This window comes from Ruegeria sp. CG4 (genome assembly GCF_056537185.1).
The window spans coordinates 185,707-198,343 of record NZ_JBQFRB010000003.1 but is presented as its reverse complement, the minus strand read 5'-3'; the positions used below and the strand labels follow the sequence as shown (position 1 = coordinate 198,343).

Sequence of the window (12,637 nt, the reverse complement as noted above, 5' to 3'; positions counted from 1 at the left end):
GGGGACCCTTGGTCCCGTGGTTACATCTGCGCGCGCGAGATATTTGGTTCAAAGGGGAAAATCAAGCACATCCTGAGGGAAAAGCGGCCCCTTATGCCGGATTTTGCGTAACATCCCCGGATTCGAGCGGCCGGATCAGATCGGGCCGCCGATCAAACCAGCCATTGTCCTTGTGTTCCTCGGCCAGCCACTCCTCAACCCGGTCGGCGACTTTCAGGGCAAGCCCGCTCATCTGCTCTTCTTTGGTCCGCTCGTGTCCCGAACCTTTCAGGGCACTTCCGCCGGTCGTGTCCTCAAGAACCTGAAACTGTTTGCCCTTGGCCAGAAACTCTTTCTTGTTCACGTCGTAGACGTTTACCAGAACAATCGCCGTGCTTTTGGGATTGTAGATTACCGGAATGCCCGGAGGCGCCAGCATATAGCCTTCCAGACTGATACCGATGTCATATTCCTGTGCACCGGAGTAGCGACCCAGGCGAATGTCGACCGCGTTCTGAATGGCTGCGGTCCATTCATCAGGCGTCGCATCCCGCGACACCGGGCCCTGCACCGCCTTTTCGGCAAAGGCATAGTTGACCCGCAGCTTGAATTCGCCCAGCGATTCTGGCTCTTCATAAACCTGCGTCTGGGTGCAGGCGGCCATCAGGGCCAATCCGGTGATCAGGGTCAGAATGCGCAACATGTTCTCGTCTCGATAGGCCTGTTTTTCTTTGATCTAGCGCACCGATACGGCCTGTGCCAAGTCGTATCGGCAGAAATCCACCCGCAAGCGCGCCCTGATCACGAGAATTTATAGTCGCGCGGGAAGCCATAGGGTGGTTTTTTACCAACGCTGGCCCGTTTAGCCAGCCACTGGGACATATCGGCCTCGTGCCGGGTCTTGTCACCACCCATCGACCACTTCAGGCCCTCTTCCCAGTTGAAAGTGGTGATGTCGGACAACCCGCCATCCAGCTCCAGGGTGCCCTGGCGGCCGCGTGCCATGTTATATTTCTGAAGGCGCACGCCCTTGCCGCGTGTCATCTCGGGCAGGTCTTCAGTCGGGAACACAAGGAACTTGCCGTTCTGAGACACAACGGCCACGTGATCCCCATCCACTGGTTTACAGATCATCGCGGTTTCGTCGCCTTTGACGTTCAGCACCTGTTTGCCGTTGCGGGTCTGGGCCAGCACATCATCCTCGGGCACCATAAATCCGTTGCCCGCATCCGATGCGACAAGCAGCTTTCGGCCTGGCTTGTGAATGAAAATGTCGATGATCTGCGCCTCATTCGGCAGGTCGACCATCAGGCGCAGCGGCTCGCCCATGCCCCGCCCGCCGGGCAGGTTGGCGGCGCTGACCGTGTAGAACCGCCCGTTCGAGGCAAACACCAGCAGGCGATCAGTCGTTTCGGCGTGGAAAATGAACCGTGGGCCGTCGCCATCCTTGAACTTCAGTTCACGCTTCAGGTCGATATGGCCGGTCATGGCGCGAATCCACCCCATCTGAGAGCAGACGACCGTAATCGGCTCGCGGTCGATCATCGCCTCAAGCGGCACTTCCTCGACCTGACCCGCTTCGGCGAACCGCGTACGACGCGCGCCGCCTTCGTAGTCTTTGCCGAATGTCTTCTTGGTCTCTTTCAACTGCTCGGCGATCTTGGCCCATTGCAGGCCCTCATCGGCCAGCAGGTCTTCGAGGTTGGCGCGCTCCAGCATCAATTCATCACGCTCACGCACCAGCTCCATCTCTTCCAGACGGCGCAAACTGCGCAGGCGCATGTTGAGGATGGCGTCGACCTGCACCTCGGACAGCTCGCCCTCACCTGGCTTGGGCGAGACATAGTCGGCCTCGTTGGTCGCGCGGACGTGATCGATGCCCCAATCCTCGCGCATCAGCGCGGCTTTGGGGTCGTCATCGTAGCGGATGATGTCGATTACGCGGTCGAGGTTGAGGAACGCGACGATAAAGCCCTCCAACACCTCCAACCGGTGGTCGATCTTGCCAAGACGGTGACGCGAGCGGCGGATCAGCACTTCTTGCCGGTGATCGAGGAAAGCGCGCAGCACCTCCTTCATCGAGCAAACCTTGGGCGTCACCCCGTCGATCAGAACGTTCATGTTCAGACTGAACCGCACCTCAAGGTCCGAGTTGCGATAGAGCATCCCCATCAGCACCTCGGGGTCCACGTTCTTGGAGCGTGGTTCCAGGATCAGGCGAATGTCATCGGCAGATTCGTCGCGGACATCCGCGAGGATCGGGATTTTCTTGGTCTGGATCAGTTCGGCGATCTTTTCGATCAGTTTCGATTTCTGAACCTGATAGGGGATCTCGGTAACAACGATCTGCCACTGACCTCGCCCCAGATCCTCGACCTCGAACTTGCAGCGCAGACGGAACGAACCGCGCCCGGTGCGATAGGCCTGTGCGATATTCTCTGGCGGCTCGACAATCACGCCGCCGGTCGGGAAGTCCGGGCCGGGAACATAGTTCAGCAGCGTGTCGTCACGCGCGTCCGGCGTTTTGATCAGATGCAGACAGGCATCACAGAGTTCCGAGATATTGTGCGGCGGGATATTGGTCGCCATCCCCACCGCGATACCGCTGGAGCCGTTGGCCAGCAGGTTCGGAAACTGTGCGGGCAGCACGACTGGTTCGGTCAGCGTGCCGTCATAGTTGTCGCGAAAATCGACGGCGTCCTCGTTCAGACCTTCCAACAGCGCCTCGGCCACGATGGTCATCCGCGCCTCGGTGTATCGCGAGGCCGCCGGGTTGTCGCCGTCGATATTGCCAAAGTTCCCCTGACCGTCGACCAGCGGGTAACGGACGTTGAAGTCCTGCGCCAGACGCGCCATCGCGTCGTAAATCGCGGCGTCCCCGTGCGGGTGATAGTTGCCCATCACATCGCCGGAAATCTTGGCCGACTTCCTGAATCCTCCGGTTGCGCTGAGTCGCAGCTCTCTCATCGCATAGAGGATTCGCCGATGCACCGGTTTCAACCCATCCCGCGCGTCGGGCAGCGCCCGGTGCATGATGGTGGACAGCGCATAGGTCAGATAGCGTTCGCCAATCGCGCGGCGCAGCGGTTCGGCTACCTCACCCCCGTTGCCGGGGGTCTCCATGTTGGGGTCGTCGATCGTGTCGTTCATATATGATGTGATACGACGCAAGCGCGGCGTGGTAAAGCAAGCAGGGCACAATTTACTGGGGACAAGTCGCGCTTTTTGCAACACGGGGAGGCAAGCCCCGGATTTCCCCCATCTTTCGACTCAATCCCCAAGCTATGCTAAACTTTCATCAATTGAATGCTGCCTGTTTGTTGTTGCGATTACCCGGGGGATTGCGTCATGACGCGCCTTATACTTGTTACCTTTGCTCTGCTCGGATGGAGCTTCTACGTGATGAGCGGCGGCCCCGATTTCGAGCCGCGCGGCCTGCGCACGGAAAAACCTGTGCAAGTGGCGTCAGTTCCCAAACCTGCACCAAAGCAGATTGCCCCGGCCCCGGCGGAAGACCTTGTGAAAAAAGCCGCTATTAGGCCGGTCGAACCCGAGAAGCCAAAGCTGGAACCTGAACCAGCGCCTGTTCAGGTCGATACTCAGGCACAGCTGACGCAGGTTGCTGTTGGGCTGAATTCAGACCTGTCCCTGTTTGGCGATCAGGCCGCGACATTCTCTCTGGCGTCTCTAGATCAGGGTGCGGCAGCGCTGCGTCAGATCACACCTGAGGTGCCCGACGGGGTTTCGCAGACCGTTGCCCCCACCGAGCCCGCAAAAGACATCCGCGAAGTTACGGGCACCCGCGTCAACATGCGCGATGGGCCCGGCACGATCTATCCGGTCGTTGGCAAGGTTTCGATCGGACAGAAGGTCGAAGTGATTGGCGATTCGGGAACCGGCTGGCTGCGGCTGCGCGTGTTGCCCGGGCAACAGATCGGATGGATTTCCGCCTCACTGATCCGAAAAACAGAAAACTGACACAGCGATGTCATTGTCCTGACCGGGACCGCGCCATAGCTTTTGGCAAAAGAACATCTCGGGGATGACATGCAGAAATCCATTCTGATCACAGGCTGCTCTTCCGGTATTGGCCTGGATGCGGCTCATGGGATGCGCGCCCGCGGCTGGCGAGTCTTCGCGGCCTGCCGCCAACAGCGCGACTGCGACAGGCTGAGGGCACAGGGCTTTGACAGTCCGCGAATCGATTATGCAGATGCGGATAGTATCCGAACAGGCCTGGCACAGGTGCTTGAGTCGACCGGCGGCACGCTGGATGCACTGTTCAACAATGGTGCACATGGATTGCCCGGTGCGATAGAAGACGTGCCGACGGATGGGTTGCGCGTCATATTCGAATCCAATGTATTTGGCTGGCACGAACTGACCCGGCAGGTCATCCCGGTGATGCGGCGTCAGGGTCACGGTCGTATAGTACAATGCTCATCGGTGCTTGGACTGGTCGCGTTCCCCTGGCGCGGTGCGTATGTCGCGACGAAATACGCGATCGAGGGTCTGACCGACACCCTGCGGCTGGAGCTCAGGGATACCGATATTAAGGTCGTCCTGATCGAACCCGGGCCGATCACTTCGAAAATTCGGGAAAACTCGATCCCGGTGTTTGAACGGTTCATCGACTGGGAAAACTCGGCATTGCGCGAAAAATACGAAACTTCGCTGCTGACGCGACTCTACGAATCTTCTGGCCCCGACCGGTTTGAACTGCCCGCATCAGCCGTGACCGACAAACTCGCGATTGCGGTAAGCGCGAAAAGGCCGCGCGCGCGCTATTACGTCACCACGCCCACCTACATCGCCGGGTATCTGCGCCGGGTTTTGTCCACAAAAACCATAGATCGCATTCTGTCATTGGGCTGAGACACAAAAACCCATTCGCTTTTGCCGCTGCGCCCGCTAGATGGAGGCGTGAAAACAAACGCGGACGAGGGCTCCATGGACCTGATCATGCTGGTCTTGCTTTTGGCCATGGCGGCAGTTGTCGTCGTTTTGGCTTTGGGCATTGCAAACTTTGGCAAAGGTGGGACCGAAGCGGCCCACAAAAGCAACAAAATGATGCGCCTGCGCATCCTGTTTCAGTTCATTGCCGTGGTGCTGATTGTGCTCTACGTCTATCTGCGCGGACAGGGAGGGCAATAAATGGTTGTTCTGAACAAAATCTACACGCGCACAGGCGACGATGGCAAAACCGCGCTTGGCAATGGCGAACGGGTCGCCAAATACTCGGGCCGTGTGGCTGGCTATGGCACGGTGGACGAACTGAACGCCTTTGTCGGCGTCGCCCGCGCGGAAGCTAATGGCGATGTCGAAACAGCGCTGGCGCGCATCCAGAACGATCTGTTCGATCTGGGTGCTGATCTGTGCCGTCCCGATATGGAAAAGGATGCCGAGGCGGATTACCCGCCATTGCGGATCGCTCCGGCACAGATCGACCGGCTGGAAGCCGAGATCGACTCCATGAACGAACGGCTGGAGCCGCTGCGCAGTTTCATCCTGCCGGGCGGCACCCGGCTGGCGGCGCAATTGCATGTATGTCGCACGGTGTCGCGGCGTGCCGAGCGTCTGGTGGTCGAACTGTCCAATATGGAGCCCGTCAACGTAGTCGCCGTGAAATATTTGAACCGGCTGAGCGATTGGTTCTTCGTCGCCGCCCGCTGCGCCAACAACGACGGCCAGGCTGACGTTTTGTGGGTTCCGGGCGCGAACCGCTGATAGCGGCACGGCGTCTTGTAGACACGGTGGCGACCGGAAGGGTTGGGCCTCGGCCCGACAATCACAGTAAAGCGTCTGTTCCGGTCCGCCACTCGTTCCGTCGCGCACCAACCCGTTCCCACTGCGACACTACCGTTACGTAAAAAAATCATGAAACGCGACGTCTCAAGCTTACGACGTGACGATTTTGCTCTGTTGTCGCACGGATTGAGACGCTATCTACACCCCGAGAGCATTGGTGGAGTCGCGACGCGGCTTGCCGTTTTTGTAAGGAGCGTACGCAAAAATGAAGGTACTTGTGCCTGTCAAGCGCGTGATTGACTACAACGTGAAGGTTCGCGTGAAGGCGGACGGGAGCGGTGTTGATCTCGCCAATGTAAAGATGTCGATGAACCCGTTCGACGAGATTGCAGTGGAAGAGGCGATCCGCCTGAAAGAGGCTGGCAAGGCTGAGGAAGTCGTGGCCGTCTCGATCGGCGTGAAGCAGGCGCAGGAGACGCTGCGGACCGCTTTGGCCATGGGCGCGGACCGCGCCATTCTGGTCGTTGCTGCCGATGACGTGCATCAGGACATCGAACCGCTGGCCGTTGCCAAGATCCTGGCCAAAGTGGTCGAGGAAGAACAGCCGGGCATCGTTCTGGCGGGTAAGCAGGCGATCGACAACGACATGAACGCCACCGGCCAGATGCTGTCGGCCCTGCTGGGCTGGAGCCAGGGTACCTTCGCGTCCGAGCTGGACATTGAAGGCGACACCGCCAAGATCACCCGCGAGGTGGACGGCGGCCTGCAGACCATCAGCGTCAAGATGCCGACCATCGTGACCGTTGATCTGCGTCTGAACGAGCCGCGCTATGCGTCGCTGCCCAACATCATGAAGGCGAAGAAAAAGCCGCTGGACGAGAAAACCGCCGCCGATTACGGCGTCGACGTCACTCCGCGTCTGGAAATCGTCAAGACCGAAGAGCCGCCAGCACGCGCTGCGGGCATCATCGTGGGCTCGGTCGACGAGCTGGTCGAGAAACTCAAAGAAGCGGGGGCTGTGTAATGGCTGTTCTTCTTCTCGCTGAAGTCAACAATGGTGAGCTGTCGCTGGACGCCACCGCCAAGGCCGTCAATGCCGCGAAAGTTCTGGGCGATGTGACCGTTCTGGCCGCTGGCGGTTCCGCCGCTGCCGCTGGTGAAGCTGCTGCCAAGATCGACGGCGTATCCAAGGTTCTGGTTGCCGAAGACGCTTCGCTGGGCCACCGCCTGGCGGAATCGACCGCAGCGCTGATCGTGGGTCTGGCCGACGGGTACGAACACATCGTTGCCCCTGCCACCACCGACGCCAAGAACGTTATGCCGCGCGTTGCAGCCCTGCTTGACGTGATGGTGATCTCGGATGCCTCCGGCGTGGTTGACGGCTCGACCTTCGAACGCCCGATCTATGCGGGCAACGCGATCCAGACCGTGAAATCGAACGACGCCAAAAAGGTAGTTACCCTGCGGACAGCCAGCTTTGACGCGGCGGGTGAAGGTGGTTCGGCCCCGGTCGAGACCATCTCGGTTGGCGAAAACCCGGGCCTGTCGTCCTGGGTCGAGGACAAGGTTGCGGCCAGCGACCGCCCCGAGCTGACCTCGGCTGGCGTTGTTGTTTCAGGTGGCCGCGGTGTTGGCTCCGAAGAAGACTTCAAACTGATCGAAGCTCTGGCTGACAAGCTGGGTGCTGCTGTTGGCGCATCGCGCGCGGCGGTCGACTCGGGTTACGCTCCGAACGACTGGCAGGTGGGTCAGACCGGTAAGGTCGTGGCTCCGGACCTGTACGTTGCCGTCGGCATCTCGGGCGCGATCCAGCACCTGGCCGGCATGAAGGACTCGAAGGTCATCGTAGCAATCAACAAGGATGAAGAAGCGCCGATCTTCCAGGTCGCCGACTTCGGGCTGGTTGCCGACCTGTTCCAGGCCGTTCCGGAACTGACCGAAAAGCTTGGCTGATCAAGAACACAATTTTCTCGACGAGAAATCTTCAAGGCCCGCCACAAGGCGGGCCTTTTTCAGTTCAGATCTTGAACAACCGGCACCAGAGCATCCGCGATGGTCCTGTGTGCGGCCGGGCCGATCATGTGCTCTGCCATGGGCTGCTGCAATGTTCCGAACACTATGTCCTCAAGTTCGTCCGAAGCGCCGGCAACGCTGACAGACAACTCGACAATGCCCGCGCAATGCGATCGGAATTGCTCGACCATTGGCCTGTCGATTTGCAATTGCCTGCCAACATCGCATGGCGATTGCCTGTGCACGCGCAGCCACAGCAAGATCACTGGCGGTCCAACACGCTCGAGAAAGGACTGCAGGTTTTTGCACCACTGATCCTGCAAATCCTGGGCTAACAACGCAAACCGGGCGGCCCCAAGATCCAATAGCCGCGTCAAAAGATGCTTCACAAAGTGAAACTCTGTGAAATCAACTTCGGGATAAAGGTCTACGAGTTTACGCGTCGGCTCAATAAAGCGGTCATTTCGGCGGGGATGCACCCGGTAAAATGGGTTCGACTGACCGGCAAGTCCGGGGATCTGCAACACGCACAGCCCGGAACCATTCACCAGGTTCAGTATCCCTTGATCGCGCACCAACGCCTCGGCCCCGGCAAACAGGCTGCCCAGATTGACACAACACTTTCCCACACGCCCTTCCAGCACTGAAGGGAACGGCTGATCCACGAACCGCCCGAATGTTTCGTCGCCGCCAACACAAACCACTGAGGACTTGTCCGGTCGCTTCTCAGGCCCGCGAAACCAGAGCCTGGATTGTTCATATTGGCAAACGGCAACATCGACCCGGCCCGAGCCGACCTGAAGATAGCTCATAACACCCACCTGTTTTTCACCCGGGTGCCATCTTGCGGCCGCAGGAATTGATAAAACCCTAATGTGCGCATTTGAAGCAAATTCAGCCTGATCCAACCCCTTGCCGCCCGCCCCGATCTGCCGATAGTGTCGGATCAACCTATGGGACAAAGGCACCTGAACATGGATGTAAAATCAGTCGGAGTGATCGGCGCGGGCCAGATGGGCAATGGCATCGCCCATGTTTTGGCGCTGGCGGAATATGACGTCCTTCTGACCGACGTCAGCCAGGAGGCGCTGGACAATGCTTTGGCGACGATCGAAGGGAATCTTGCCCGGCAGGTGTCCCGCGGAAAGATCACCGACGAGGCCATGCAGGCCGCCCTTTTGCGCATCGATACCACGCTTGAATTGCCTAAACTGGGTCAAACCGATCTTGTGATCGAGGCCGCGACCGAACGCGAAACGATCAAGCAGGCCATTTTCGAGGACCTTCAACCGCATCTGCAGCCCCATACGATCCTGACTTCGAACACCTCTTCCATTTCGATCACGCGTCTTGCCAGCCGGACCGACCGTCCGGAACGGTTCATGGGGTTTCACTTCATGAACCCTGTTCCAGTCATGCAGCTGGTCGAATTGATCCGCGGCATCGCAACGGATGAAGCGACCTACAAAGCCTGCAAAGCTGTTGTGGACCGGCTGGGCAAGACCGCAGCCAGCGCCGAAGATTTTCCGGCCTTCATCGTGAACCGGATCCTGATGCCGATGATCAACGAGGCGGTTTATACGTTGTATGAGGGTGTCGGTAGCGTTCAGTCCATCGACCAGTCAATGAAGCTGGGTGCCAATCATCCGATGGGGCCGTTGGAGCTGGCGGATTTCATCGGCCTGGATACCTGCCTGGCGATCATGAATGTGTTGCATGAGGGTCTGGCCGACACCAAGTACCGTCCGTGTCCACTGCTGACAAAGTACGTCGAGGCCGGCTGGCTGGGGCGCAAGACCGAGCGCGGGTTCTATGATTATCGTGGGGAAGTCCCAATACCAACGCGCTGACGCACAGGGGGCCAGCCCCCTCGCCCGGATTTTATCCGGGCTCACCCCCGGGATGTTTTCAGCCAGATGAAGACGCGGATCAGGCCCTGGTCCCACCGCCCAGAGCCAAGGTGTGCTTTCTAAGCCATGCCATGAACCCGCGCGGGTCTTTTTCGAGCAGTTGCATGTCGTCCTGCGATACCGGATCACCGATGACCGGAGACTGCGGTTTGTTGCAGGACCTTACGATCTCATGCAGCAGTAGCCCCTGACGCAGGATCGGGGAAACACGGTTTGCGATCTGATACCAGCGCGAGTTGCAACCAGGAAAAAAGATCGGCACGACCTGAGCTCCGGACCGGCGGATCATCTTCGCCGTAAAGACGTTCCATTCCCGTTCCTGTGCGGGGCCGAACCAACTGTCCGAAGACATCACCACGCCCGAAGGGAACAAGGCCACCACGCCGCCATTCTTGAGGTGTTCCATCGCCTTGCCGCGCATTTCCAGCATCTTGGCCTGGGCTTCAGGGTCGTGCGGAAACGGAACTGCGATCATGAACGATGTCGCAGCTTCGTCCAGGCCGGTCAGAACCGAGCGGGTCAGGATGCGATAATCGCTGCGCACACGGCCGATCAGTTCGGCAAAAATCATGCCGTCAACCATGCCATGGGGGTGGTTGGCGACCACAACGACCGGGCCTTCCTTGGGAATGCGGTTGATCTGTTCCTGCGGCGTGGTCAGTTTGATGCCCATCACCTCGAGCGCGCCACCCCAAAAACGCTGGCCGCGATACAACTCGTTCTTTTTCTCGAATTTATTGACCATTCGCAAAATGGTCAGTTTTCCGGTGCACCATTCGATGACCCGAATGGCAGCCGAAGTCCAGGCATCGTCAAACGAGTTGGCGTAGGTCAGCGTTCTGCGATCATAGATTTCGCCCTGTTCACCGGCCCCATCTACCACCGGGTTCGTCTTGGTCTCGTGCGTTGTTTCCGCCAATTCCTGGTTTTCCCGTTCTTCCTGTCCTGGCAGGACCGGCTCAGAATCCCTCTCCGAACTTGTCGTTCACCAAAGTTTCCAAGGCTTCCGCCAACGCCTCAGCATCCGGTCCGGACGTCTCGACGTCAATAGTGGTTCCGCGCGATGCTGCCAACATCAAAAGGCCCATAATACTGTCACCGGATGCAGAAAGTCCGTCCCGCGAAACCTCGGCACTGGCATCAAATCCCTCGACCACCTCGACCAGCTTGGCTGAGGCACGGGCGTGTAGGCCCTTTTCGTTAATAATTTTCAAGCTTCGGGTGGTCATGGTCTATTAATCCGATTTTAGTCCAACGTGACATTCTGCGCATTGATATATTTTCGTCCAGCCTCAATCGCTTGCCGGACGGCATCGCCGACGGGCAAGTGGCGGCTTTTGGCCAGTTTGATCAACATGGGAAGGTTTGCGCCGTAAAGTATGCGACGATCCTGCGGGGCGCAGGCCCGCATGCTCAGATTCGACGGGCTGCCGCCAAACAGGTCAGTCACGACAACGACACCATCGCCAGCGTCGACCTGATCCGCAGCGCGGCATATTTCGCTTTGTTTGGCGTCGCGATCATGATCGGCCTCGATCGGTATCGCGACAAGACCCGGCTGTGTCCCGACCACGTGCTGCATCGCGGCCAGGTATTCTTCGGCCAGCCTGCCATGCGCTACAATTACGATCCCGATCAATCCGGCCTCACATTCAACGAGCGTCGTTCCATTTCGCGGTGTCTGATTGCCACCTGCTGGCCCTCTTCCGCAAGGGCTTTTGCGACCGCTTCGGCCATCGCGACCGAGCGATGTTGCCCACCTGTGCAGCCAAACGCAACCGAAAGATGCGCCTTGCCCTCGGCCCGGAAGGCCGGCAGCAAAAGCCTGAGCAGATCGACGACCCTGTCGAAGAACGGTCCGTAGTTCATATCCGACTGAACATAGCTTGCAACATCCGGGTTTCTACCATCGGCCGCGCGCAATTCAGGGCGCCAGTACGGATTGGCCAGAAACCGGCAGTCAAACACCATGTCCAGTCCCCTTGGCAGGCCGCGCTTGTACGAAAAGGATTCAATCGACACCGCCAGATGTCGGCCGCCCTGAGGTGCGAACCATCGCTCGACCTCATCGCGCAACTGATGGACATTCAGTGCTGTCGAGTCGATCAGCGTATCGGCAATTTCGCGGATCGGGGCCAGCAGCTCCTTTTCCTGGCGTACGCCGGATTCGGGGCTGGAATCCCTTGCCACCGGGTGCCGCCGGCGGGTTTCGGAAAAGCGTCGCAGCAGCACGTCATCGCTGCAATCCAGATAAAGGGTGGTCAGATCGACCTGTTCCATCCGGCTGAGTTTCGCCACCAGTTCAATGAATCCGATGGTTGAAAAATCGCGGTTGCGCGCGTCGATCCCAAGCGCCATGGGCCGGTCGCTTTCCGGGCCATCCAGAAGGCGTGTCAACAGCCCCATGGGCAGGTTGTCGATGGCTTCAAAGCCCAGATCTTCGAGAACATGGATTGCGGTCGAACGTCCGGCACCCGAAGGCCCGGTGACCAGAACGATACGCCGCTGTGCTGTCAGTTCCCGGGCCATTCCGGATCCATTCGTCCCATTTTCATAAATTGTACCAATGCTGCGGCCAAATTGGGGACTTCGCCGCCCCAAAGCAAGGGAACAGGATGCCTCAGCAGAACCACCATCCGTGGCTCGGGCAGACGTGCGGGTTCGCTCTGGTCCAGATCCGCAACGAGGCTGACAGGAACCGGACCCTTAGAGTCTGCGCGCAACAGGCCGATACCACGCGCCTCGATCACGCCCCGCAGCTCCGGTACGGCGTCTGCGATTACATGGCCATCCTGTGCATGCAGATTGACCCGGTCGTCCGCAACAAGCCGTGCCCCGAGCGCCATCATCTGCAGCGCCAGTGACGACTTGCCCGCGCCAGAACGCCCCACGATCAGAAGGCCGTGCCCTTCGATGCTGACGCAAGCGGCATGGATACAAGCTGTGTTCTGTTGTTCGATGGCAGAAAGGGTCGGGCTGGACATATG

Annotated in this window: 15 protein-coding genes; 7 read left to right on the top strand and 8 right to left on the bottom strand. The window is 59.0% G+C overall.

Features of this window, described 5'->3' with window-relative positions:
* Nucleotides 1-91 precede the first annotated feature (91 nt).
* Nucleotides 92-682 carry a hypothetical protein gene (locus tag ACR0J2_RS10420; RefSeq protein WP_170681495.1) on the bottom strand — a complete coding sequence of 197 codons (591 nt, stop codon included), beginning with the start codon at nucleotides 680-682 and terminating at the stop codon, nucleotides 92-94.
* Nucleotides 683-780: 98 nt separating this feature from the next.
* Nucleotides 781-3,129: a DNA topoisomerase IV subunit A gene (locus tag ACR0J2_RS10415; RefSeq protein ID WP_480812519.1), complete on the bottom strand. Its 2,349-nt coding sequence runs from the start codon at nucleotides 3,127-3,129 to the stop codon at nucleotides 781-783.
* A gap of 198 nt (nucleotides 3,130-3,327) precedes the next feature.
* On the opposite strand from ACR0J2_RS10415, the gene ACR0J2_RS10410 reads away from it, so the two are divergent.
* From ACR0J2_RS10410 to ACR0J2_RS10385, 6 genes are all read left to right on the top strand, one after another.
* Nucleotides 3,328-3,957: an SH3 domain-containing protein gene (locus ACR0J2_RS10410; RefSeq protein WP_480812518.1), complete on the top strand. Its 630-nt coding sequence runs from the start codon at nucleotides 3,328-3,330 to the stop codon at nucleotides 3,955-3,957.
* Between the two features lie 69 nt (nucleotides 3,958-4,026).
* Nucleotides 4,027-4,854, top strand: coding sequence for an SDR family NAD(P)-dependent oxidoreductase (locus ACR0J2_RS10405; protein ID WP_170611867.1), 828 nt, complete (start codon nucleotides 4,027-4,029; stop codon nucleotides 4,852-4,854).
* 75 nt (nucleotides 4,855-4,929) lie between these two features.
* Nucleotides 4,930-5,133: a twin transmembrane helix small protein gene (locus ACR0J2_RS10400; protein ID WP_170611869.1), complete on the top strand. Its 204-nt coding sequence runs from the start codon at nucleotides 4,930-4,932 to the stop codon at nucleotides 5,131-5,133.
* Nucleotides 5,134-5,706 carry a cob(I)yrinic acid a,c-diamide adenosyltransferase gene (locus ACR0J2_RS10395; RefSeq protein ID WP_480812517.1) on the top strand — a complete coding sequence of 191 codons (573 nt, stop codon included), beginning with the start codon at nucleotides 5,134-5,136 and terminating at the stop codon, nucleotides 5,704-5,706.
* A 286-nt stretch (nucleotides 5,707-5,992) separates the two neighbouring features.
* Nucleotides 5,993-6,751 (top strand): electron transfer flavoprotein subunit beta/FixA family protein, encoded by a 759-nt coding sequence (locus ACR0J2_RS10390; protein ID WP_170611874.1) that lies wholly within the window; start codon nucleotides 5,993-5,995, stop codon nucleotides 6,749-6,751.
* Nucleotides 6,751-7,680, top strand: coding sequence for an electron transfer flavoprotein subunit alpha/FixB family protein (locus ACR0J2_RS10385; RefSeq protein WP_170611876.1), 930 nt, complete (start codon nucleotides 6,751-6,753; stop codon nucleotides 7,678-7,680). Before ACR0J2_RS10390 ends, ACR0J2_RS10385 begins: the two co-directional genes overlap by 1 nt.
* A gap of 59 nt (nucleotides 7,681-7,739) precedes the next feature.
* Here ACR0J2_RS10385 and ACR0J2_RS10380 read toward each other — a convergent pair whose 3' ends face one another.
* The gene (locus ACR0J2_RS10380) at nucleotides 7,740-8,552 is read right to left on the bottom strand and encodes a DUF6473 family protein (RefSeq protein WP_480812516.1); all 813 of its coding nucleotides are present in this window, start codon (nucleotides 8,550-8,552) and stop codon (nucleotides 7,740-7,742) included.
* 162 nt (nucleotides 8,553-8,714) lie between these two features.
* Between ACR0J2_RS10380 and ACR0J2_RS10375 the strand changes: the two genes are divergently transcribed.
* Complete coding sequence (locus tag ACR0J2_RS10375; RefSeq protein WP_170611878.1) at nucleotides 8,715-9,590, top strand: 3-hydroxybutyryl-CoA dehydrogenase; 876 nt, start codon at nucleotides 8,715-8,717, stop codon at nucleotides 9,588-9,590.
* Between the two features lie 79 nt (nucleotides 9,591-9,669).
* Here ACR0J2_RS10375 and ACR0J2_RS10370 read toward each other — a convergent pair whose 3' ends face one another.
* From ACR0J2_RS10370 to ACR0J2_RS10350, 5 genes are read right to left on the bottom strand one after another with little or no spacing between them, the layout of a single operon-like run.
* Entirely contained in the window at nucleotides 9,670-10,569 is a 900-nt protein-coding gene (locus ACR0J2_RS10370; RefSeq protein WP_170681505.1) for a lysophospholipid acyltransferase family protein, read from the bottom strand.
* 40 nt (nucleotides 10,570-10,609) lie between these two features.
* On the bottom strand, nucleotides 10,610-10,879 hold the full coding sequence (locus ACR0J2_RS10365) for an HPr family phosphocarrier protein (RefSeq protein ID WP_170611881.1): 270 nt from the start codon (nucleotides 10,877-10,879) through the stop codon (nucleotides 10,610-10,612).
* Between the two features lie 17 nt (nucleotides 10,880-10,896).
* On the bottom strand, nucleotides 10,897-11,289 hold the full coding sequence (locus ACR0J2_RS10360; protein ID WP_170611883.1) for a PTS sugar transporter subunit IIA: 393 nt from the start codon (nucleotides 11,287-11,289) through the stop codon (nucleotides 10,897-10,899).
* The gene (gene rapZ / locus ACR0J2_RS10355; RefSeq protein WP_170805975.1) at nucleotides 11,286-12,179 is read right to left on the bottom strand and encodes an RNase adapter RapZ; all 894 of its coding nucleotides are present in this window, start codon (nucleotides 12,177-12,179) and stop codon (nucleotides 11,286-11,288) included. The genes ACR0J2_RS10360 and rapZ overlap by 4 nt, the downstream gene beginning before the upstream one ends.
* A complete protein-coding gene (locus tag ACR0J2_RS10350; protein ID WP_480812515.1) occupies nucleotides 12,164-12,634 on the bottom strand; it encodes an HPr kinase/phosphorylase in 471 nt (156 codons plus the stop codon). Before ACR0J2_RS10350 ends, rapZ begins: the two co-directional genes overlap by 16 nt.
* Nucleotides 12,635-12,637: the final 3 nt, after the last annotated feature.